Source organism: Brevundimonas sp. GCM10030266 (assembly GCF_042666595.1).
Classification (GTDB): Bacteria; Pseudomonadota; Alphaproteobacteria; order Caulobacterales; family Caulobacteraceae; genus Brevundimonas.
The window spans coordinates 335,924-354,636 of the sequence record NZ_JBHTCY010000005.1 but is presented as its reverse complement, the minus strand read 5'-3'; the positions used below and the strand labels follow the sequence as shown (position 1 = coordinate 354,636).

The window sequence follows — 18,713 nt, the reverse complement described above, 5'->3', positions numbered from 1 at the left end:
TTTAAGCGTTACTTCAGGCGTTTGCGCCAGTCTGGGCGCATGGGCCTCGAACTCCCCCACCTTGCAGACGGCGCTGCTCTGAGCGCCTGGGACCGGCTGCGTCGGCCGGTGTGGCTGTTCGACCCGGTCAGTTGTCGTGGTGTCTACGCCAATATCGCCGCCCTGGCGCTGTGGGGTGCGAGCGATCTTGCCGAGTTGCTCTCGAGGGATTTTTCCAAACTGTCTCCGGCGGTGCGGGCGCGAACCGACCGTCTGAAGACCGTGACGACGGATGGGCGCGAGGTCGAGGAGCGATGGACCTTCTATCCGAATGGCGAGCCGGTGACGGTTCAGGCCGTGATCTCGACCGTGGCCCTGTCCGATGGTCGCGAGGTCCTGCTGTTCGAAGCGGCCCAGACCGAGGTCGAGGCCGAGGAGCGCCGGGCTGTCGAGGCGTTGCGCCATTCGTCCGGCCCGGTTGGACTGTTCAACGGCGAAGGCGTCGCCCTGTTCGCCAATCCGGCCGCCTTCGCCACCTATGGCCCGGACGCGGGTTTTGTGGGCCGGTTCGCGTCGGCGGGGGATGGCGAGACCGTTCTGGCGGCGGCCATGGGAGAATCCGCGACCGGCGCGGTGTTTCAGATGATTACCCGGGCGGGCCCGCGCTGGCACCACGTCGATTGCCGCCCCCTGCACGACCCCGTCACCGGCGCGATCAGCGTACTGCTGAACGAACGGGACGTGACGGACCGGGTCGAAGCTGAGGCCGCGCGCGCCGCCGCCGAGCAGAAGGCCGCGATGGCGGAGGCGCGTCAGCGCTTCCTGACGGACATGTCGCACGAACTGCGGACCCCGTTGAACGCTGTGCTGGGGTTCTCCGCCCTGCTCGAAGAGAAAAGCGCGGACGCCGAACATCGGGCGTTCGCGTCGCGGATCCATGGCGCCGGTGAACGTCTGGCGACGGTGGTTGAACAGATGATCGGGCTGTCGGTGCAGGACGAGGTGGCCGACACCTCGCCGCTGACGCCGACCGAAGGCGGCGCCGCCCCCGACCACGGCGACGCGGACGAGGCTGATCAGGACGGTCGGGCCATGCGCGTGCTGTATGTGGACGACAATGACAGCAATCGCGTTCTGATCGCCGCCATGCTGGCCGTGCAGGGGATCATTTGCGAGACCGCCGACGACGGGGCGCAGGGGCTGGCGGCGGCGGCGCGCGGTGGCTGGGACGTGATCCTCATGGATATCCAGATGCCGGTCATGGACGGCGTGGAATCCACCCGACGAATCCGTCAGCTGGACGGGCAGGTCGCCGCTGTTCCGGTGATCGCCCTGACGGCCAACACCCTGGATGAGCAACTGGCGACCTATACGGAGGCCGGCATGAACGACTGTATCGCCAAGCCGGTGAAGACGGTCGAACTGCTGACCAAGCTGATCCACTGGGCTTCGACGCCGTGGCGCGAAGAGACTACCGACGCCTCTGCGGAGGTCGCGGCCTGACGGGTTTTCTCGCATCGGGCTGAACCGAAGCGACCGGCGTCGGTTGGGGCAGGATGAAAGCCCCTGATCTTCTCCCCTCCGCCCTGATCGGCGCCGTCGCCAGCGCCCGGTCGATGACGCCCATGGCCGCCCTCGCCGCCGCTCATCTGGCGAAGCGCCAGACGCCCGGAAAGCTGCGCCTGCTGACCCATCCGCTGTTCACGGCGGGGGCATTGGCGATGGGCGCGGGCGAGCTGTACGGCGACAAGATGAAGTCCGCCCCGGACCGGACGGTCTTCCTCGGCCTGCTGGCGCGGATCATGAGCGCCGGCATCGCCGGGAGCGCGCTGGCGCCGAAGGGGCGGGAGCGGGTCGGCGGGCTGGTCGCCATCGCGACCGCCGTGCCTCTGGCCTATCTGACCCTGGCGGGCCGCAAGAGGGCCATGCGCCGGATCGGCCAGACGAAGAGCGGCCTGATCGAGGATGCGTTGATCGTGGCCTCCGGCGCGGCGGTGGTGGCGGGGACGGTGCGGCGGTGATGCACGCCAAGATTGGCTTTACGCTTCGCCTCTAGGGTCGCGTCACCGACGCGGAGGTGGCGATGAGTTTTGGAAGGCGAACGACCGGACCGATGGCTGCGCCACGGGCAGTCGGTCTTTCTGATGCCCCACGGACCCGTCGCGGCGGCTACTGGCTGGGTTTGCTGGCCAGCGCCGCCACCGCTGTGGTGACCATGGCCGCCATGCCGTTCATCTCACAGTTCAAACTGAACGGCGCCCCGATTCAGGCGCTCATCGTGCCGGGCGCTATCGCGGTGCTGAACACGACCGTGGTGGCGGCGATCATCTTCCTGTTAAGCGACCTTGCATTGCGAGGCCTCGGCTGGCGAAGACCGTGGATCTACGGGGCCGTTTGCGCGGTCGCGACACTCGTCTTCTATGTGGGCCTTGCCCTCCTGACCAAGGCGGTCAATCCGATCTTCACCCTCTATGTCGCTGTCTGGCCTGCGGTCGTCGGCGGCTGGGTGATGGGCCACTATCGGCGCTGAAGGCAGGTCAGTCGTTGACCCGCGCCGCTCAAGGCGGCAAAGCCCGTCCCATGCTGCAGAACATCGAACTCCTCGCGCGCGACGCCAAGTCGTGGCCGTTTGAACAGGCCCGTAATCTTCTGAACCACGTTCTGAAGAAGCGGCTGAGCGACGCCGAGCGCGAGGCGGCGAAACTGCTGATCGACGCGGGCAAGGCGGACGAGGCGCTGGCGACCTTCCCGGCGCTGCAACGCGCGGTGATCCTGGAGACGGGCTATGGTCCGTCGGGCCTGCCGCACATGGGCACCTTCGGCGAGGTGGCGCGCACGACCATGGTGCGCAACGCCTTCCGCGCCCTGACCGGCGACCACTGGCCGACCCGCCTGATCGCCTTCAGCGACGACATGGACGGCCTGCGCAAGGTGCCCGAGGGCATTCCGAACCCGGAAATGCTGCGCGAGGACCTGCACCTGTCGCTGACCCGCGTGCGCGATCCGTTCGGCACGCACGACAGCTTCGGCGCGCACAATAACGCCCGTCTGCAGGCCTTCCTCGACAGCTTCGGCTTCGATTACGAGTTCATGTCCTCGACCGAGACCTACAAGTCCGGCCGGTTCGACGAGGTGCTGCTGCGCCTGCTGGAGCGGTTCGACGCGGTCATGGCGATCATGCTGCCGACGCTGGGCGAGGAACGCCGGGCGACCTATTCGCCCTTCCTGCCGATCAGCCCGATCACCGGGCATGTGCTGCAGGTGCCGACGCTGGAGCGGAACGTCGAGAAGGGGACCATCACCTTCGAGGACCCGGCGGGCGAGCCCGGCAATCGGACGGAAGTGCCGGTCACCGGCGGCCATGTGAAGCTGCAGTGGAAGCCCGACTGGGCCATGCGCTGGGTCGCGCTGGACGTCGACTACGAGATGTCGGGCAAGGACCTGATCGAGAGCGTGCGCGAGTCGTCCAAGCTGTGCCGCGCCCTGGGCGGGACGCCGCCGGAAGGCTTCAACTACGAGCTCTTCCTCGACATCGAGGGTAAGAAGATCTCCAAGTCCAAGGGCAACGGCCTGACGATGGAGGAGTGGCTGCGCTACGGCACGCCCGAGAGCCTGAGCTGGTACATGTTCCAGTCGCCGAAGTCGGCCAAGTCGTTGCACTTCAACGTCATTCCGCGCGCGATCGACGACTATCTGTCGTTCATCGACCAGTTCCAGACGCAGGAGCCGACCAAGCAGATCGACAACGCCGTCTGGTCGATCCACGCGGGCAATCCGCCGAAGGTCGCCAGCCCGGTCTCCTTCAGCCTGCTGCTGAACCTCGTCGGCGTGGCCAACGCCTCGTCGAAGGAACAGCTGTGGGCGTATTTCGCCAAGTATCTGCCCGACGCCACGCCGGAAAATGAGCCGACGCTCGACCGGCTGATGGGCCATGCGCTGAACTACTACGAAGACTTCGTCCGCCCGACGAAGTCCTTCCGCCTGCCGACCGAGCAGGAGAAAGCGGCGCTGCTGGATCTGGCGGAGCGGCTGAAGGCCCTTCCGGCGGACACGACCGACGGCGAGACGATCCAGAACGAGGTCTATGCGGTGGGCAAGGCGCACGCCTTCGAGCCGCTGCGGGCCTGGTTCGGCGCGCTGTACGAGGTGCTGCTGGGCGCGTCGCAGGGCCCGCGCTTCGGCTCGTTCGCGGCGATCTACGGCCTGCCGCAGACGATCGAACTGATCGAGAAGGGCGCGAACGGCGAACTGGCGGGCTGATTTCTTCTGTCCGGTAACGGACATGAACGGAAGATAACGGCACGGCTCCGGGAGCCTTCAGGTTCGCTTGGGCATTCTCCCAATCATCGACCAACTCGATGACAGGAGATGAGCCATGTCGAAGACCAAGATCACCGCCGCTTTCGCCGCCGCCGCCATGCTGGGCGGCCTGGCTCCGATGGCGCTCCCGACCGCCGCCATGGCCCAGCAGGCCAACGGCATCACCAACTGTGACGCCCCGGGCGGCCGTCAACGCGCCGGCGCCCTGATCGGGGCCGTCGTCGGCGGTCTGGCGGGCAGCCAGATCTCGAGCAACGAACGCGCGCTGGGCGCTGTCGGCGGCGCCGCCGCCGGTGCGGCCGCCGGTTCGTACATCGGCTGCAACCAGCAGCGCGCTCGCGCCGAGTCGGCCCAGAGCGGCGCCCAGTACCGCGCCTCGTCCAACCTGCGCATCCGCTCGGGCCCGGGCACCGGCTATCGTCAGGTCGGCAGCCTCTCGGCCGGCCAGCCCTTCTCGGCCATCGGCTCGCAGGGTGAATGGGTCCAGATCGCCGGTGGCGGCTGGGTCAACGCCCACTACGTCAGCGCCTACTGATATAAGGCGCGCTAACGCGCGCGACGCGGTCGCTCGCTGCTTGAGCGCGTAGCGTACAAGGAAGGGTCACCTCGCAAGGGGTGGCCCTTTTCGTTTGTGCGTTACTGACTGACCCAGAGGATGCGGCCCATCCAGAGGATGTCGGCGCGCTGGACGGCCCGGGGCGGATAGGCCGGGTTGATGGAGGCGAGGGTGACGGTCTGAGGCGTCAGGGCCGCAACCTCCTTGGCCAGGGTCTCGCCGCCGGTGGTGCGCACCACCACCCGGTCGCCCCGCCGGACCTCCCGAGCTTCGCGATCCACGATCACCCTGTCGCCGGCCCGATAGACCGGCGCCATCGAGTCGCCGACGATCCGCAGGCTCAGCAGGCTGTCGGAGGCGCGCGGCAGTTCCGTCTGCTCCCAGCCCTCGCCGACGGGCAGGCCCGCGTCATCGAAGAAGCCGTCCTGACCGGCCTGGGCCATGCCGAGCAGGGGAATGGTCTCGATCCGCTCCGCATCGTCGCGGGCCAGGGTGGCGAAGTCGGCCAGCGACAGGTTGCAGACCTCCAGCACCCGCGTCAGGCTTTCGGTCGAGGGCCAGCGGGGGCGGGGCGGCGTGCCGGGGCTGAACCGCTTGGACGGATTGAAACTGGTCGCGTCCAGTCCCGCCTTGCGCGCCAGGCCGGACGCGCTGAGACCCTCACGCCGGGCGAGGCGATCAAGGGCGCTCCAGATGCGGTCGTGCGTGAGGGGCAGGGGGCTATGTCCTGTGCGGACGTAGGAATATCTGCCTATTCGGTGCGCCGGTCAACGCGTGGCGGAGATCACTCCAGCCCTGCGGCCCGACGTTCCTGCCAGGCCCAGAAGGCCCCGACGGCGATCGAGATAAGGACGCCGTAACTGGCGATATTGATGACCAGATAGAAGGCGCCAGGCGGCGGGCGGAAATCAACGAGGGTCAGCAGGTGGCTCATGACGATCAGGGACTGCAGGGCGCAGGCCCAGACCGGCCAGGCGCGACGGCTCTTCCAGGCCAGGCCGGCGCAGACCGCCAAGAACAGCGCATCAATGGCCATCAGGCCCCATTGGGTCGTGGCGGTGGCGCTCTTGTCCTGCACGAGCTGGGAGGCGAACAGGCCGAGCATATAGGCGCCGGCGCCGATGCGCTCGGGTTCGTCGCCCTTCAGGAACGCAAACGCCGTGACCAGCACCGCGATTGCGAAGCCGATCTGCGATGCGAGGGTGTCAAACATGAAATCGCCCCCATGCCGTCTGGCATGAGGGCGACTTTGCATCGAGTCTGCGCAAACCGGAATGACCGGCGGCGGACATTACACCGAATTAAACCGCGCGGAGACGGCCAACCGGGCGCGAGTCGTTCGGAACGTCGACCGGCTTGTCCAGAACGCCGATGGCGTAGGTGCCCCAGCCGAGACGGCGGTGGTCCTTGGCAAGCTCTTCGTGGCAGGCGACGATGGCCTGACGCGCGGCGCTGAGGGCGGCGATCGCCTCCATGGCCTTGGCTTGCGACTCGGCGCCGGAGACGGGCGAGAGGCTGAGGGTCGTACGGGCGCCGATCATGGCCTGAACCAGGGTCGTGGCGTGCGCGATGGCAGCATCAACCGACTGCTCGGTCGCATTCAGGTCGCCGGCGACGCTGGCGATAACTTCAGCCTTATCCATGAAAACCCTCCAACACACAAAACGTGGTGAGCGGATCATTAACACGGAACGGTAGTATGTGGTAGGGTTTTGTTTGCCTTGTTTGTCAGCGCTTTATTAACCAGATCGGCGTCGATCGGGGCGACACCGCCGCCGAACGGGGGCGGATCGCCGGGCTTGTCGGTCGGTCCGATGGCGAGGGTGTCGAGGCCCAGCTTGCGGGCGAGGGCGGCGAGGGCCCCGTGGGTCTGCACCAGATGCGAGCGCGCCTCGGCCAGGGCGCCGATGCTGGCGGCGGCGCCGTCAAAGACCCGCTGGCCCGCCACCGCGGACAGCAGGGCGTCGGACCGGGCGGCGGGCAGGCTGGCGGCGAGAAGCGCGGTTTCCGCCAGCGCCTGATCAATGGCGGTTTCGGCGGCGTAGAGGCGGGCGGCCAGCGCCTCGCCGATGACTTGTCTGGACATGTGAAAGCTCCCCCGTGACGGCGTGTCACCGGGTCATGCAATCACAGGATGTACTTTAATGCAACTAAAGGTCGTGTCCGGACACGAGGAAGTGGGCGCTGAGGCTGGCGATGGGCTGGCTTTCGTCGTCCTGCCACGCTTCAGCCTGAACGTGCGCCACCCGGCGCCCGGCCTTGCTGATGCGCGCGCGGGCGTGGACGTCCTGCGGGCGGCCCGAGCGGAGATAGGTCACGGTGACGTTGATCGGCCGCGGCAGCTTGAGGCGCGGATAGAGGATCGCGACCTGGGCGACCGCGGTCAGTTCCAGCATCGCCGCGGTCGATCCGCCGTGCAGGGCCGGCAAGACGGGGTTGCCGATCAGGCGATCCGCGAACGGCATGGTCACCGTCAGCTGGTCCCCGTCCTGCCGGGTCAGCAGGCCGAGGAAGCGGGCATAGGGCAGGGTGTCGAGAAGGTCGCTCATGCCCCGGCCTCCCGACGGGGCTTCAGGTTGGCCCCGGCGCCGCGCCCGTCGTTGGAGTTCAGGATGTAGGCGGCCTGGGCGGCGGCGACCGGGTCCTCGATGTCGTCCTCGAAGGCCCAGGCGCGGACGAAGGCGATGGACCGGGTCAGGCGATAGCAGCGGGCCTCGGCGATCAGACCCGAGCGGGCGCGGGCGGCGCGCATGTAGTCCACCCGCAGGTCGAGGGTGGCGATGGGTTCGAACCGGTCCAGCGCGATCCAGACGGCCATGCCTCCGGCATGATCCAGCAGGGCGGTGACCAGGCCGCCGGCGAGCACGTCCGTCTCCGGATCGCCGACCAGATCCTCGCGCCAGGGGACTTTCAACCGCACGCGATCTCCCGCCACGCCGTCAATGGCGAAGCCGAGCGCATGGGTATGGGCGGAGGCCGAGGCCAGCTGGGGCAGGATGGCGGCGAGGTCGGGCGCGGTCATGCGCCTGTTGTCCGCCGCGTCGGCGATTCCGCCAAGCGGGGAGGCGTTATTCGTCCGTCAGCGGCTTTCAGGCGACGGAACGGGCGTCGCGGGGCTGGGTCTGGGCCATGTCGCCCATGGCGGCTTGTTCGAGCGCCGCGTTCATGGCCATGCGCAGGCGTTCCGGCTTGATCGGCTTCTCGACCACGGCGGCCATGCCGATGGAGAGGTAGCGACGGGCGTCCTCCGGATCGGCGTTGGCGGTCAGGGCGACGATGGGGATGTTGCGCACCGGGCCGTCCAGCGCGCGGATGGCCTGGGTGGCCTGCACCCCGTCCATGCGCGGCATCTTGATGTCCATCAGGACCATGTCGAAGCGGCGTTCCTGAACGGCCTCGACCGCCTCGACCCCATCCTCGGCGGTTTCGGAGGTGCAGCCGAACATCTCGCACAGGGCCTGGGCGACCACGCGGTTGGTGGCGTTGTCGTCGACGATGAGGATGTGCGGGCTGTCCTGCAGGTCCAGATCGGGCAGGCTCTCGACGTTGGAGGCCGGGGCCGCTTCCATCTCGGCGCGCTCGACGTTCAGGTCGAAGGCGAAGGTGGCGCCGCGGCCCGGGTTGTTCTCGGCCCAGATCCGGCCGTCCATGCGGTCGATGATCTGGCGGCAGATCGACAGGCCCAGGCCCGCGCCGTCAGGGCCGGAGCCGTGGACGAAGGGCTCGAAGATCACATCGACGCGCGCGGCGTCCACGCCGGGGCCGTCGTCACGGACGCGCGCCTCCAGCCGGATGCGATTGCCGTCGGCGACCGCTTTCAGGCCCGCCTCGACCATGCCGTTGCGGGCGAATTTCAGGGCGTTGCCGATCAGGTTGTTGAACACCTGCTTGATCCGGATCGAGTCGATCACGGCGGCCAGCTCGGTGTCGCCCTCGTAGCTGACCATCAGGGTGACGTTGTCCTGCGAGGCGCGCGGCGCCCACATGGCTTCGACGTCGTCCATCATGGCCCGCAGGGGGGTCGGTTCGGCGTTCAGCTCCAGCTCGCCGGCCTCGGCGCGCGACAGGTCCAGGGCGTCCTGCAGGATGCGCAGCAGGGTCTCGGACGACTCGACGATGGTGGCGACGTGCGCCTGGGCCTGGGCGTTCAGCGGTTGCCGACGCAGGAGCTCGGCCACGGCCAGCACGCCGTTCATCGGCGTCCGCAGCTCATGGCTCATGATGGCGAGGAACTGGCTCTTGGCGCGCGCGGCCGTCAGGGCCTGGGTGCGGGTGTCGCTCAGTTCGATGTTCTGCAGGCGCTGGCGTTCGTTCACCGCCTGCAGCAGGGACACGGCCGTGCCGACGCCGTGATATTTGCCGTTGCGGGTGACGATGAAGCCGCGGGTCAGGGCGCCGGGGCCGCCCTGGATCAGGATATCGCAGAAGGCGTCGATCTCGACGCCGGCTTCCACGACGGCCGGCTCGCTGTCCATGACGTGGACGACCGGGCGACCGGCGTAGAGGGCGTGGCCGAAGGCGCCGGCGATCTTGAGCAGGAAGGCGTTGCGTTCGATCAGGCCGATGGGGCGATCACCGTCCACGACCGGGATGACCAGCGTGTCCGGTTCGCGCTCGAACCGCGCAAAGACGTCACTGCCCGGCGTCTCCGGCGTGACCGCCTGGGCGCGTTCAGTAAGGGTTTCGATCGTCGGCATAACTGGCCGGCACTCCACTGCGACCGGTGGACAATGTGTCAGAACCGTTTGCAGAAGGGTTAAGACCGAATCATTCGCCGTCTTCCGGCCATTTTTGCCCTTCGGCCCTCGCGGGTGTAGAAGGCCGGTCCGCCGAAATCAGGCCCCATCCCCCTTGTCCATGCGCGCGGCCGACCGGCCGACCGCAGGTTTGTCGTGAGCGAATTGTCCCAGAAGCCCTCAAAATCGGCCCTTGTTCTGTTCTCCGGCGGGCAGGACAGCGCGACCTGCCTGGCCTGGGCGCTGGAGCGGTTCGACCGGGTGGAGACCGTCGGCTTCGACTATGGCCAGCGCCATGCGGTCGAGATGGAGGCGCGCCTGAATGTCCGCGAGGGCATGGCGAAGGTGCTGCCGCAGTGGGCGGATCGCCTCGGGCCAGACCACGTCGTGGACCTGACCGGCTATGGAAAGATCGCCGAGAGCGCCCTGACCGCCGAGCGCGCCATCGAGATGGATGAACGCGGCCTGCCGACGACCTTCGTGCCGGGGCGCAATCTGGTCTTCCTGACCTGCGCCGCCGCGCTGGCGGACCGGCGAGGGCTGGAGGTGCTGGTCGGGGGCATGTGCGAGACCGACTTCTCGGGCTATCCCGACTGCCGCCGCGACACCATCGAGGCGATGGCGCAGGCGCTGAGCCTGGGTCTGGACAAGCCGGTGGTGATCGACACCCCGCTGATGCACCTGACCAAGGCCCAGACCTGGGAACTGGCCGACCGGATCGGCGGCGACGCCTTGGTCGAGCTGATCGTCGAGGCCTCGCACACCTGCTATCGCGGCGACCGCGCGCATCGTCATGCTTGGGGTTACGGCTGCGACGACTGCCCGGCTTGCGAGCTAAGGGCGGCGGGGCACGCCGAGTGGGTCGCGAGCCGATGAGCTATGCGGCCAAGGAAATCTTCCTGACGGTGCAGGGGGAGGGCGGTCAGGCCGGCCGTCCGGCCGTCTTCCTGCGCTTCGCCGGCTGCAATCTTTGGAACGGGCTGGAGCGGGACCGCGCCACCGCCGTCTGCACCTTCTGCGATACGGATTTCGTCGGCACGGACGGTGACGGCGGCGGCAAGTTCGCCACCGCTGATCTGCTGGCCGATCATGTCGCGGCGATGTGGCGGGGCCGCCAGGGCGATCCCAAACTTGTCGTCTGCACCGGCGGCGAGCCCCTGCTGCAGCTGGATCCGCCCCTGATCGACGCTCTGCACGCCCGCGGCTTCGAGATCGCCATCGAGAGCAACGGCACCCTGGCGGCGCCGGACGGCATCGACTGGGTCTGCATCAGCCCCAAGGCCGACGCTCCCGTGATCCAGATCAAGGGGCAGGAGCTGAAGCTGGTCTATCCGCAGCCCAAGGCCATGCCGGAGCGGTTCGAGGAGCTCGATTTCGAGCGCTTCTGGCTGCAGCCCATGGATGGCCCCGATCAGGCGGCCAACACCGCCGCCGCCATCGAATACTGCCTGACCCACCCCCAGTGGCGCCTGAGCGTCCAGACCCACAAGTACATCGGCGTCCGCTAATGCCCGTCTTCGAGATCACCAAACAGGCCGCCTTCGATGCGGCCCACCACTTCCCTAACGAACCCGAGGGCAGCATCTATCGCCGCGTCCACGGCCATTCGTTCACGGTCGAGGCGACGGTGCGGTCCGAGGTGCTGGATGTGGAGCACGGCTGGGTCGCCGACCTCGGCGCACTGGACCGGGCGCTGAAGGCGGCCGCCGAGAAGCTGGATCACGGGATGCTGAACGAGCACCCGGGGCTGGAGCTGCCGTCGCTGGAGAACCTGTGCCTGTGGTTCGTCGGTCAGTTGAAGCCGGACTGGCCGGGCCTGTGCCGAATCCAGGTGGCCCGCCCGACCATCAATGAGCGCTGCGTCCTGAGCCTCTAGGCCTTCAGCCAGTCGGTCAGGGCCGCGTTGACGGCTTCGGGCTGCTCAAGCGTCGAGATGTGGCCAGCGTCCGGTACGATGACCAGTCGCGCGCCGGGGATGGCGTCGGCCATCTCGCGAGCGTGCTCGGGCGGGGTGACCCCGTCCTGATCGCCGACCAGCACCAGGGTCGGAACGGCGATGGCGGATAGGGAGGGGCGGGAATCGATCCGCCCGATGATCGCGCCCTGTTGCCGCGCGAAGCCCTCGGCGCCGACGACCTGACCCATGCGGGTCATCAGATTGATCAGACCCTCGTCCGTTCGGTGATCGGGGTGCAGCAGGTTGGGCAGGAGGTCGGCCACGACGGCCTCATACTCGCCGTTCGCCGCCCGGCTGATCAGCCCGCGCCGCTTGGCGGTCTGCTCCGGCGTATCGGGACGGGCGGAGGTGTCCAGCAGGCCCAGCTTCACCACCCGGTCCGGCGCCTGACGCATGATCTCCAGCGCGATGTAGCCGCCCAGGGACAGGCCGCCGAGGGCGAAGGTCGGCGGCGCGTCGCGCAGCACGGCGGCGGCGATATCGGCGATGGTCTCGCCCTCGAGCGTGGAGGCGACCGTCACCGGTCCGTGGGTCCACAGGGCGGAGATCTGGGCCGAGAACAGCTCGGGCGTGCAGATCAGGCCGGGAATGAGCAGGGTCGGGGTCATGCCCTGAAACTAGGGAGCCGGGGCCCGGAAGGCTAGCAGTCCTTGCCCTGACGCTGGCGGCGTTCGCATCGGCGCTGCTCGCGTTCCCACTCGCGTTGCTCGCGCTCGCGCCGGGCGCGGGTTTCCTCGTCGGAGGTCGTGACCGCATCCACGCCCGCGCCGACGACCTTGGCGCCGGCCCCGACGACCGCTGCGCCGGCGCCGACGGCGGCGCCGACCACACACCCTTGCAGCATCAGGGCCCCTCCCAGAGTGGCGGACAGGGCGAATACGCGGGTGATGGTTGTCATGGCTGATCTCCGGACCGCCCAGCCGTAGACCGGAACTGATGAACGCAGTCTGACGATGAAGACGGAGGAATGGTGGGCGGCGAGGGGTTCGAACCCCCGACCCCCTCGGTGTAAACGAGGTGCTCTGACCAGCTGAGCTAGCCGCCCGGTCGCGCGAAGCGAGGAGCGCCTTCTAGGCCGGACCGCGGAAAAGAAAAAGGGCCGCCGGTGATCCCGGCGGCCCTTTGATCGTCTGGCGTGCGTCCGGTCCTTAGAACCGGAAGCTGGCCCGCAGGAACAGCATGTAGCGGACGTAGTTGTCGAGCATCTCGGCGTCGGCGCTGACCGACAGCATGCCCAGTTCGTTGCCGACGTTCAGGCGGAAGCCGACGATCGGGCCGCCCCCTTCGATGGTGTCGGGCGACAGGGCGAAGTCCGGACCGCCCGAGCGGAAGCGGGCGATGGTCTCGCCCGGATCGACCGAGATGTTCTGACGCCAGCCAAGGCGCAGTTCCGGCTTCAGCCAGCTGTTCTGGCCCATCGACATGCCGATGTTGATGGCCGCGGTGGCCGAGAACATGTGGCCGTCACGGTCGTCGATCTCGAGGTCGAAGCCGTCGCCGCCGCCTTCCTCGGTATGTCCGTCCTCGCTCAGCGAGAAGTATTCGACATAGCCTTCCGGACGGATGCTGAAGCGGCCGAAATTGCGCTCGTACGAGGCGCCGGCGGCGGCCGACAGGGTCAGGCCGTTCCAGTCCGAGGTGGAGGTCAGGTTCAGGCCGGCGCCGACGAAGCGGCGCTCCGATTCGAACGTGGCGTAACCGGCGGCCGCCCGGGCCCAGGTCGTCCAGTACTGGCCCTGGGCGCGCCAGTAGAGGCCCATTTCCAGCAGGTTGGCCGACAGGACTTCCTCGGCCTCGGCTTCCGGATCTTCCAGATCGGAGGAGGTGAAGGCGACCGACAGGCCCACGGCGCCAAGGCCGGTGCCGCGCTCGACGCCGCCGGCGACGCCGAAGCCTTCCGAGCGGAAGCCGTAGGTGTCCGTCTTGTCCTTGTCGGCGTAGAAATTGATCTCCTGCACCCAGGCGCTGGTCTCGCCCGGCGCCGCGGAGGCGTTCCGGCCGGTCAGGGCGCGGGTCACGGCGTCGACGCCCGACGCCAGCGACAGCAGCGGGCCACCCGAGTGATCCGGCAGCAATTGCTCGTACAGGTCGAAGAAGCCGTCACGGCTGGTCTGCGCCAGGAAGGCGTCGCGCAGGGCGATCGCCGAGTCGCTGGTGCCGGTCAGGCTGTTGTAGAAGGCGTCGTAGAGGCCTGCCTCGACCGCGATCATCCCGGCCTCGTCCGTCGTGCGCTGGCGCACGTCCGCATAGACCTGGTTGGCGCCGGCATCGACGCCCGCCTCGACCACATAGAGGTAGGGCGAGTTGTTCTGGGTCTGGGTCAGATCCAGCGTGCCCGCGGTCAGCGAGCCTGCGTTGATCAGTTCAAAGCGCTGGGTGCCTGCGCCGGGCGCAAGCAGGGAGTTGAAGCGCACGCCGACGCCGGCGCCGGCGGCGAGGTTTGCATTGCCCGTGACGTTGAAGCCGCCGGCCAAATTGTTCGCCGGGTCGATCGAGACGATCAGGGTGCCGTTGGCGCCGACGTTGAGGTCGGAGATGGTCTGTGCGGTTCCCTGACGGGCATCCAGAACGCCATTGGCGACGGTGATGGACAGGTCGCCGTCCGAATCCGAGATCGCGCCGCGCACGATGCCGCCGCCGGTGATGTCGAGCCGGTCGGCGCCGGCGCCGAACGAGATGTCGCCGGTCACGGTGCCGTTGCGGATGTCCATGACGTCGGCGCCCGAGCCGAACAGGACGTCGCCGATGATCGCCGGCTCCTGGCTGTTGGGCACGCCGTCGCCGTCGCTGTCGGGATCGGAGGAGGTCGGCGTTCCGGCGACGCCGGTCTGCAGCAGGGTCACGCCGGTCGTGTTGGCCGCGACATCGATCGCCACCGCCGAGCCGGTGGTCGCATCCCCGTCCGCGTTGGGAATCAGGTTCGTTTCGATGGAGCCGGTGTTGGTGATCGACGTCAGGGTGCCGCTCAGGTCCTGGATGGCTCTGGAGTCGACGAGGGTTCCCGAGGCGCCGGCGATGATGGTGCCGTTGTTGACGAGCGACGGCAGGTTGGCGCCGGCGTCGATGCGAATGGCGCCGGCCGTGCCGGCGGCGTCGTCACCGAGCACACCCGCGGTGATGTTCAGGTTGTTGATGAAGGTCGGGGTGTTGGTTCCCGAGCCCAGACGAACCGCGGTCGCGTCCGCCTCAACGGCGACCGCCGTGATGGTGCCTTCGTTCCGGATGCCGCCGTTGATGTCCACGGTCTGGCCGGCATTGCCGCCGACGACGAGGGCGTTGGCGTCGAACCCGGCATAGACGCCCTGGGCGTTGAACGAGCCGCGGTTGATCAGGCCGTAGGCCGAATCGCCGGTCCCGGCGACGCCGAGGGTGATCGATTCGGTCGCCGACCCGATCTGGACCGCGGGGCCGGAGCCGAAGCTGGTGATGGAGGCGGTGCCTTCGTTCGCATCCGGCACGCCGTCGCCGTCACGATCGGTGTCGTCGCGGTTCTTGGTGCCGTCGCCGTCGTCGTCCTCGTCGCCGTTCTTGACGCCGTCGTTGTCATCATCGCCCTCGATGCCCGCGGCCGAGTAGGTGGGGGGCGCGTCGAAGATGACACCGGCGCCGACATTGGCGGCGACCAGCACGGCAGGGCCGCCCGTCAGCAGATCGTCGGCATCGAGCTCGTCGAGGAAGAGGACATCGTCGTCGTTTTCCGGCGTCTCGACATAGCCCTCGGGCCGCTCCGGCGGCGCGCTGGTGTAGCGGAAGCCGCTGGCGATGATCGAGCCGCCGAACATGACGCGACCGCTTACGTCGCCTTCAATCGCCGCGCCGATCGTATTCTCGCCGCGGGCGTTGATGGTTCCGGTGACATTGACCGGGCCGTTGACCGCGCCGGTCGTGTGCAGGCCGTAGCTGTTGTTGCCGGTCACATTGATCACGCCCAGCAGATCGACCCGGCCCGTCAGGTCCGACTCGATCGACACGCCCGCGGAGTTGTTGCCCTCGACGACGATGCTCGAAGCGCCTTCGGTCAGCAGGTTGCCGGTGTGGACGCCCGGGCCGGCGAAGCGAATGCCGTAACGACCGGTTCCGTTCGCCAGGGGGCCGTCGGCATCGCCGTCGTTATCGGTATCGACGTCGGTTTCGCTGGTGATGTTGTCAGTGATGACGATCGAACCGGCCATACGAACATTGGCCGTGTTCCCGGGGTTCACGAGGATGCCGGTCGCGCCGTCGGCGGCGTTGGCCATCGTGATCGTGCCGCCGGTGTCGATGGTGACGTTGTGGCTCGAATTCAGGGTGACGGCGACGCCGCTGGTCAGGGCGATCGAACCACCGCCGGCGATGCGAATGGTGTCCGCACCAGTGCCGGTGGCGTTGCCGGTGGTGATCGGCGTGGTCCGGGCCGTGTTGATCACGACCTCGGCCATGGCGCCGGACGCCGTCAGCAGGGGAGCGAGCGCCACCGCGGTCGCGAGTAGAATACGCATTCGAGAAATTACCCCTGTGGACGACACGCGCAGAGACGCAGGCGATCCTCTAACAGGGACCATGCCAGCCTGCCTCAAGTTTCTCGAATTTGAGGCGAATGCAAGGCCGAAGGCGCGGCGAAGAGGACGGAGCGAAGCGAGGCTATTGCCATTTATGAAATCGAAGTGATATCACTTTCATATTGTCAGGAGGGGAATCAATGACCGTCACAACCCATTCGAAATCCGTCGAGCGTCCGGCGAACACCGCCAATGGCGTGCTGATGCTGCTGGTGGGTCTGGTGTTGACCTTCGGGGGCCCCTTGGTCGTGCCCCTGAACATCGACAACGTCGCACTGGTGGTCGGAGGGATCGCGACCGGCGTGATCGGCCTGTTCCTGCTGTGCGGCCTCTATTCGCTGCAGCCCAACGAAGGCTCGGCGATCCTGCTGTTCGGCGACTATCGCGGGACGGATCGCAAGACCGGCCTGCGCTGGGTTCTGCCCTGGTACACCCGCAAGAAGATCAGCCTGCGCGTTCGCAACCTGACTAGCGACAAGCTGAAGGTGAACGACAAGAAGGGCAATCCGATCGAGATCGCCGCCAACGTCGTGTGGCGGGTCGAGGACTCGGCCCAGGCCCTGTTCGACGTCGATGACTTCCAGCAGTTCGTGAACATCCAGGTCGACACCGGCCTGCGCGACATGGCTTCGCACTATGCCTACGACCACGGTGAGGAGCATGAGCTGACGCTGCGCGCCGATGCCGAGGATGTGGCGGCCCGGTTGCGCGAAGAACTGGTCGGTCGGGTCAAGGTGGCCGGCGTGGTCATCGACGAGGCCCGCATCGCCCACCTGGCCTATGCGCCCGAGATCGCCAGCGCCATGCTGAAGCGCCAGCAGGCCGAAGCCGTTCTGGCCGCCCGCCAACTCATCGTGAGAGGCGCCGTCGGCATGGTTGAAAGCGCGCTGAACGATCTCGGGGAGCGTGGCGTGGTCGAGCTGGACGAGGATCGCAAGGCGGCCATGGTGTCCAACCTGCTGGTCGTCCTGTGCGCTGACCGTGAAGCCCAGCCGGTCGTCAACACCGGCACCCTCTACGGCTGATCATGGCGGGCAAGCCGAGAAAGCCCTTCCTGATGCGGGCGTCTCCGGGCGTGATGGCGGCGGTCGAGAAACTGGCCGCCGCCGAGTTGCGTTCCGTCAATGCGGAGGTGGAAATCCTGCTGCGCGAGGCGCTGTCGCGTCGCGGTGTTCCGATCGCGGACGATCAACGACCTGAAGACGACGCTTGAGCTTGACCGCGAGCAGGGCTACGGGCGCTTCATGGTGAAGTCTCACATGTCCCGGGTCCGCAAGGCCCGTCGCATCCAGAAGCGGGTCCAGCGCGTTGGCGATTCCGGCATAAGCGCAACGGAGCGGGAACTGATGAGTCTGGCGGGTCTGGAAGTCCAGGAAGGCGAGCTTCGCCTGATCCCGGGCTGGGACGAGGAAGTGTCCGAAACCCTGAAGGCCGCCAAACGGGCCGCGGCGGATGAGCGGCCCCGGTTCGTCGACACCACCATGCTCTATGCGCCCAAGTCGGGCGGGGTGAAGCGCTACCTGCTGTCGAAGAAGGCCTGGCTGGAAGAGAACCGCCCGGGCGTCGCCCATTCGCTGGTCGTGCCGGGGCAGCATCACAAGGCCGGGGACGACGGAATCATCCAGCTTCACGCGACCAAGCTGCCGTTCGGCGACGGCTATCGCTGGCCGACCTCGGTGCGCCGCTGGGCGGCCTGGGTCGCGTCGCTGAATCCGTCCCTGATCGAGGCGGGCGACCCCTATACCCCGGGGCAGGGCGCCCTGGAGGCCGGCCAGAGGGCCGGTTGCCCGGTCGTCGGCTTCTGCCACTCCGATCCCGCCGGCCTGGCCGCCCTGCATTTCGGCGAGTGGGCCAAGAAGCCGGTCGAGAAGCGCTGGGCCCGCCTGTTCGGCCAGTTCGACCGGGTGGTCTCGCCCAGCCGCTACATCGCCCGTCGTCTGGAAGAGGCGGGGATCAAGGATATCGTCATCCAGCCGCTGGGCGTCGAGATCGACACCTTCCGCCCGGATCGCCGCGACCGCGACTGGCTGCTGAAGAAGCTGAACCTCCCGGCCTCGGCCCGGCTGCTGTGCTTCGCGGGCCGTCCGGCGCGCGAGAAGAATATCGATGTGCTGATCGAGGCCGTCCAGAAGTTGGGCGATCCCTATCATCTGGTGCTGGTCGGGGCGGGGCAGGGGCTGCCCGCCGAGGAGCGGGTGATCTCCCTGCCGTACGAGGCCAATCCCAAGGCCGTGGCCAAGATCATCGCCTCCTGCGACGCCTTCGTGCACGCCAATGACAAGGAGCCGTTCGGCCTGATCGTGCTGGAGGCCATGGCCTGTGGCCGTCCGGTCGTCGGCGTCAACGCGGGCGGGGTGAAGGAGACGGTCGACAACAGCGTGGGCCAACTGGCCGACGCCGCCGAACCGGGCGTCTACGCCGAGGCGATCAAGGCCCTGTTCGAGCGCGACATCGAGGCCCTCGGCGCCGCCGCGCGCCAGAAGGCGGTCGAGCGCTTCGCCTGGAACCGGGTCTTCGAGGACCTGTGCATGACCTACGCTGACGTCAGCGGTCAGCGCGCCTTCGTCGAACCGGCCGGAGACTGGGCCGAGCACTAGGCTCGACAGGCCGCTCCGGCGGGATCAGTC

General features: G+C 67.9%; 21 protein-coding genes and 1 tRNA gene. 11 read left to right on the top strand and 11 right to left on the bottom strand.

The genetic code is table 11. The features are described 5' to 3' along the window. Positions 1–39 precede the first annotated feature (39 nt). The 5 genes from ACFQQC_RS16640 (at position 40) to ACFQQC_RS16620 (ending at position 4,834) form a co-directional block, all read left to right on the top strand. Complete coding sequence (locus ACFQQC_RS16640) at positions 40–1,482, top strand: response regulator (protein ID WP_376863652.1); 1,443 nt, start codon at positions 40–42, stop codon at positions 1,480–1,482. Between the two features lie 53 nt (positions 1,483–1,535). Further along, a complete protein-coding gene (locus tag ACFQQC_RS16635) occupies positions 1,536–2,000 on the top strand; it encodes a hypothetical protein (RefSeq protein ID WP_376863651.1) in 465 nt (154 codons plus the stop codon). Between the two features lie 92 nt (positions 2,001–2,092). Continuing rightward, positions 2,093–2,509: a hypothetical protein gene (locus ACFQQC_RS16630; RefSeq protein WP_376863650.1), complete on the top strand. Its 417-nt coding sequence runs from the start codon at positions 2,093–2,095 to the stop codon at positions 2,507–2,509. Between the two features lie 50 nt (positions 2,510–2,559). Continuing rightward, positions 2,560–4,239: a lysine--tRNA ligase gene (locus ACFQQC_RS16625; RefSeq protein WP_376863648.1), complete on the top strand. Its 1,680-nt coding sequence runs from the start codon at positions 2,560–2,562 to the stop codon at positions 4,237–4,239. A 115-nt stretch (positions 4,240–4,354) separates the two neighbouring features. After that, a complete protein-coding gene (locus tag ACFQQC_RS16620; RefSeq protein ID WP_376863647.1) occupies positions 4,355–4,834 on the top strand; it encodes an SH3 domain-containing protein in 480 nt (159 codons plus the stop codon). A 101-nt stretch (positions 4,835–4,935) separates the two neighbouring features. On the opposite strand, the gene ACFQQC_RS16615 is transcribed toward ACFQQC_RS16620, so the two are convergent. From ACFQQC_RS16615 to ACFQQC_RS16585, 7 genes are all read right to left on the bottom strand, one after another. After that, complete coding sequence (locus ACFQQC_RS16615) at positions 4,936–5,388, bottom strand: helix-turn-helix transcriptional regulator (RefSeq protein ID WP_376863646.1); 453 nt, start codon at positions 5,386–5,388, stop codon at positions 4,936–4,938. Positions 5,389–5,639: 251 nt separating this feature from the next. Then, positions 5,640–6,068: a hypothetical protein gene (locus ACFQQC_RS16610; RefSeq protein WP_376863645.1), complete on the bottom strand. Its 429-nt coding sequence runs from the start codon at positions 6,066–6,068 to the stop codon at positions 5,640–5,642. 88 nt (positions 6,069–6,156) lie between these two features. Further along, positions 6,157–6,498: a hypothetical protein gene (locus ACFQQC_RS16605; RefSeq protein WP_376863644.1), complete on the bottom strand. Its 342-nt coding sequence runs from the start codon at positions 6,496–6,498 to the stop codon at positions 6,157–6,159. A 38-nt stretch (positions 6,499–6,536) separates the two neighbouring features. After that, positions 6,537–6,941: a hypothetical protein gene (locus ACFQQC_RS16600; RefSeq protein WP_376863643.1), complete on the bottom strand. Its 405-nt coding sequence runs from the start codon at positions 6,939–6,941 to the stop codon at positions 6,537–6,539. 64 nt (positions 6,942–7,005) lie between these two features. Next, on the bottom strand, positions 7,006–7,404 hold the full coding sequence (locus ACFQQC_RS16595; protein ID WP_376863642.1) for a PaaI family thioesterase: 399 nt from the start codon (positions 7,402–7,404) through the stop codon (positions 7,006–7,008). Beyond that, positions 7,401–7,877: a PaaI family thioesterase gene (locus tag ACFQQC_RS16590; protein WP_376863641.1), complete on the bottom strand. Its 477-nt coding sequence runs from the start codon at positions 7,875–7,877 to the stop codon at positions 7,401–7,403. The genes ACFQQC_RS16595 and ACFQQC_RS16590 overlap by 4 nt, the downstream gene beginning before the upstream one ends. Positions 7,878–7,944: 67 nt before the next feature. Beyond that, positions 7,945–9,552: a response regulator gene (locus tag ACFQQC_RS16585; RefSeq protein WP_376863640.1), complete on the bottom strand. Its 1,608-nt coding sequence runs from the start codon at positions 9,550–9,552 to the stop codon at positions 7,945–7,947. A gap of 204 nt (positions 9,553–9,756) precedes the next feature. On the opposite strand from ACFQQC_RS16585, the gene queC reads away from it, so the two are divergent. Genes queC through ACFQQC_RS16570 form a run of 3 tightly spaced genes read left to right on the top strand, consistent with a single transcriptional unit; the run spans position 9,757 to position 11,467 of the window. Further along, positions 9,757–10,467, top strand: coding sequence for a 7-cyano-7-deazaguanine synthase QueC (queC, locus tag ACFQQC_RS16580; protein ID WP_376863769.1), 711 nt, complete (start codon positions 9,757–9,759; stop codon positions 10,465–10,467). Next, positions 10,464–11,099 carry a 7-carboxy-7-deazaguanine synthase gene (gene queE, locus ACFQQC_RS16575; RefSeq protein ID WP_376863639.1) on the top strand — a complete coding sequence of 212 codons (636 nt, stop codon included), beginning with the start codon at positions 10,464–10,466 and terminating at the stop codon, positions 11,097–11,099. The genes queC and queE overlap by 4 nt, the downstream gene beginning before the upstream one ends. Continuing rightward, a complete protein-coding gene (locus tag ACFQQC_RS16570) occupies positions 11,099–11,467 on the top strand; it encodes a 6-pyruvoyl tetrahydropterin synthase family protein (RefSeq protein ID WP_376863638.1) in 369 nt (122 codons plus the stop codon). Before queE ends, ACFQQC_RS16570 begins: the two co-directional genes overlap by 1 nt. Here the strand turns inward: ACFQQC_RS16570 and ACFQQC_RS16565 are convergent. From ACFQQC_RS16565 to ACFQQC_RS16550, 4 genes are all read right to left on the bottom strand, one after another. Beyond that, entirely contained in the window at positions 11,464–12,156 is a 693-nt protein-coding gene (locus ACFQQC_RS16565; protein WP_376863637.1) for an alpha/beta fold hydrolase, read from the bottom strand. The two genes, ACFQQC_RS16570 and ACFQQC_RS16565, sit on opposite strands and share 4 nt — an antisense overlap. A gap of 32 nt (positions 12,157–12,188) precedes the next feature. Continuing rightward, complete coding sequence (locus tag ACFQQC_RS16560; RefSeq protein WP_376863636.1) at positions 12,189–12,446, bottom strand: hypothetical protein; 258 nt, start codon at positions 12,444–12,446, stop codon at positions 12,189–12,191. A gap of 70 nt (positions 12,447–12,516) precedes the next feature. After that, positions 12,517–12,593: transfer RNA gene (locus ACFQQC_RS16555), tRNA-Val, on the bottom strand. 103 nt (positions 12,594–12,696) lie between these two features. After that, positions 12,697–16,026 carry an autotransporter domain-containing protein gene (locus ACFQQC_RS16550; RefSeq protein WP_376863634.1) on the bottom strand — a complete coding sequence of 1,110 codons (3,330 nt, stop codon included), beginning with the start codon at positions 16,024–16,026 and terminating at the stop codon, positions 12,697–12,699. Positions 16,027–16,226: 200 nt separating this feature from the next. Here ACFQQC_RS16550 and ACFQQC_RS16545 point away from each other — a divergent pair, with 200 nt between their 5' ends. The 3 genes from ACFQQC_RS16545 (at position 16,227) to ACFQQC_RS16535 (ending at position 18,683) form a co-directional block, all read left to right on the top strand. Continuing rightward, the gene (locus ACFQQC_RS16545; RefSeq protein WP_376863633.1) at positions 16,227–17,111 is read left to right on the top strand and encodes an SPFH domain-containing protein; all 885 of its coding nucleotides are present in this window, start codon (positions 16,227–16,229) and stop codon (positions 17,109–17,111) included. A 2-nt stretch (positions 17,112–17,113) separates the two neighbouring features. Further along, positions 17,114–17,299, top strand: coding sequence for a hypothetical protein (locus ACFQQC_RS16540; RefSeq protein WP_376863632.1), 186 nt, complete (start codon positions 17,114–17,116; stop codon positions 17,297–17,299). 133 nt (positions 17,300–17,432) lie between these two features. Next, complete coding sequence (locus ACFQQC_RS16535) at positions 17,433–18,683, top strand: glycosyltransferase (RefSeq protein ID WP_376863768.1); 1,251 nt, start codon at positions 17,433–17,435, stop codon at positions 18,681–18,683. The last annotated feature ends 30 nt before the right edge of the window (positions 18,684–18,713 follow it).

Excerpts from the sequence above, each read along its gene's own strand:
- ACFQQC_RS16565 (WP_376863637.1), bottom strand. The coding sequence starts at position 12,156 with ATGACCCCGACCCTGCTCATTCCCGGCCTGATCTGCACGCCCGAGCTG.
- ACFQQC_RS16545 (WP_376863633.1), top strand. The coding sequence starts at position 16,227 with ATGACCGTCACAACCCATTCGAAATCCGTCGAGCGTCCGGCGAACACC.
- ACFQQC_RS16590 (WP_376863641.1), bottom strand. The coding sequence starts at position 7,877 with ATGACCGCGCCCGACCTCGCCGCCATCCTGCCCCAGCTGGCCTCGGCC.
- ACFQQC_RS16535 (WP_376863768.1), top strand. The coding sequence starts at position 17,433 with ATGAGTCTGGCGGGTCTGGAAGTCCAGGAAGGCGAGCTTCGCCTGATC.
- ACFQQC_RS16540 (WP_376863632.1), top strand. The coding sequence starts at position 17,114 with ATGGCGGGCAAGCCGAGAAAGCCCTTCCTGATGCGGGCGTCTCCGGGC.
- ACFQQC_RS16585 (WP_376863640.1), bottom strand. The coding sequence starts at position 9,552 with ATGCCGACGATCGAAACCCTTACTGAACGCGCCCAGGCGGTCACGCCG.
- ACFQQC_RS16560 (WP_376863636.1), bottom strand. The coding sequence starts at position 12,446 with ATGACAACCATCACCCGCGTATTCGCCCTGTCCGCCACTCTGGGAGGG.
- queE (WP_376863639.1), top strand. The coding sequence starts at position 10,464 with ATGAGCTATGCGGCCAAGGAAATCTTCCTGACGGTGCAGGGGGAGGGC.
- ACFQQC_RS16600 (WP_376863643.1), bottom strand. The coding sequence starts at position 6,941 with ATGTCCAGACAAGTCATCGGCGAGGCGCTGGCCGCCCGCCTCTACGCC.
- ACFQQC_RS16625 (WP_376863648.1), top strand. The coding sequence starts at position 2,560 with ATGCTGCAGAACATCGAACTCCTCGCGCGCGACGCCAAGTCGTGGCCG.
- ACFQQC_RS16595 (WP_376863642.1), bottom strand. The coding sequence starts at position 7,404 with ATGAGCGACCTTCTCGACACCCTGCCCTATGCCCGCTTCCTCGGCCTG.
- ACFQQC_RS16620 (WP_376863647.1), top strand. The coding sequence starts at position 4,355 with ATGTCGAAGACCAAGATCACCGCCGCTTTCGCCGCCGCCGCCATGCTG.
- ACFQQC_RS16630 (WP_376863650.1), top strand. The coding sequence starts at position 2,093 with ATGGCTGCGCCACGGGCAGTCGGTCTTTCTGATGCCCCACGGACCCGT.
- ACFQQC_RS16570 (WP_376863638.1), top strand. The coding sequence starts at position 11,099 with ATGCCCGTCTTCGAGATCACCAAACAGGCCGCCTTCGATGCGGCCCAC.
- ACFQQC_RS16550 (WP_376863634.1), bottom strand. The coding sequence starts at position 16,026 with ATGCGTATTCTACTCGCGACCGCGGTGGCGCTCGCTCCCCTGCTGACG.
- ACFQQC_RS16610 (WP_376863645.1), bottom strand. The coding sequence starts at position 6,068 with ATGTTTGACACCCTCGCATCGCAGATCGGCTTCGCAATCGCGGTGCTG.
- ACFQQC_RS16605 (WP_376863644.1), bottom strand. The coding sequence starts at position 6,498 with ATGGATAAGGCTGAAGTTATCGCCAGCGTCGCCGGCGACCTGAATGCG.
- ACFQQC_RS16635 (WP_376863651.1), top strand. The coding sequence starts at position 1,536 with ATGAAAGCCCCTGATCTTCTCCCCTCCGCCCTGATCGGCGCCGTCGCC.
- ACFQQC_RS16640 (WP_376863652.1), top strand. The coding sequence starts at position 40 with ATGGGCCTCGAACTCCCCCACCTTGCAGACGGCGCTGCTCTGAGCGCC.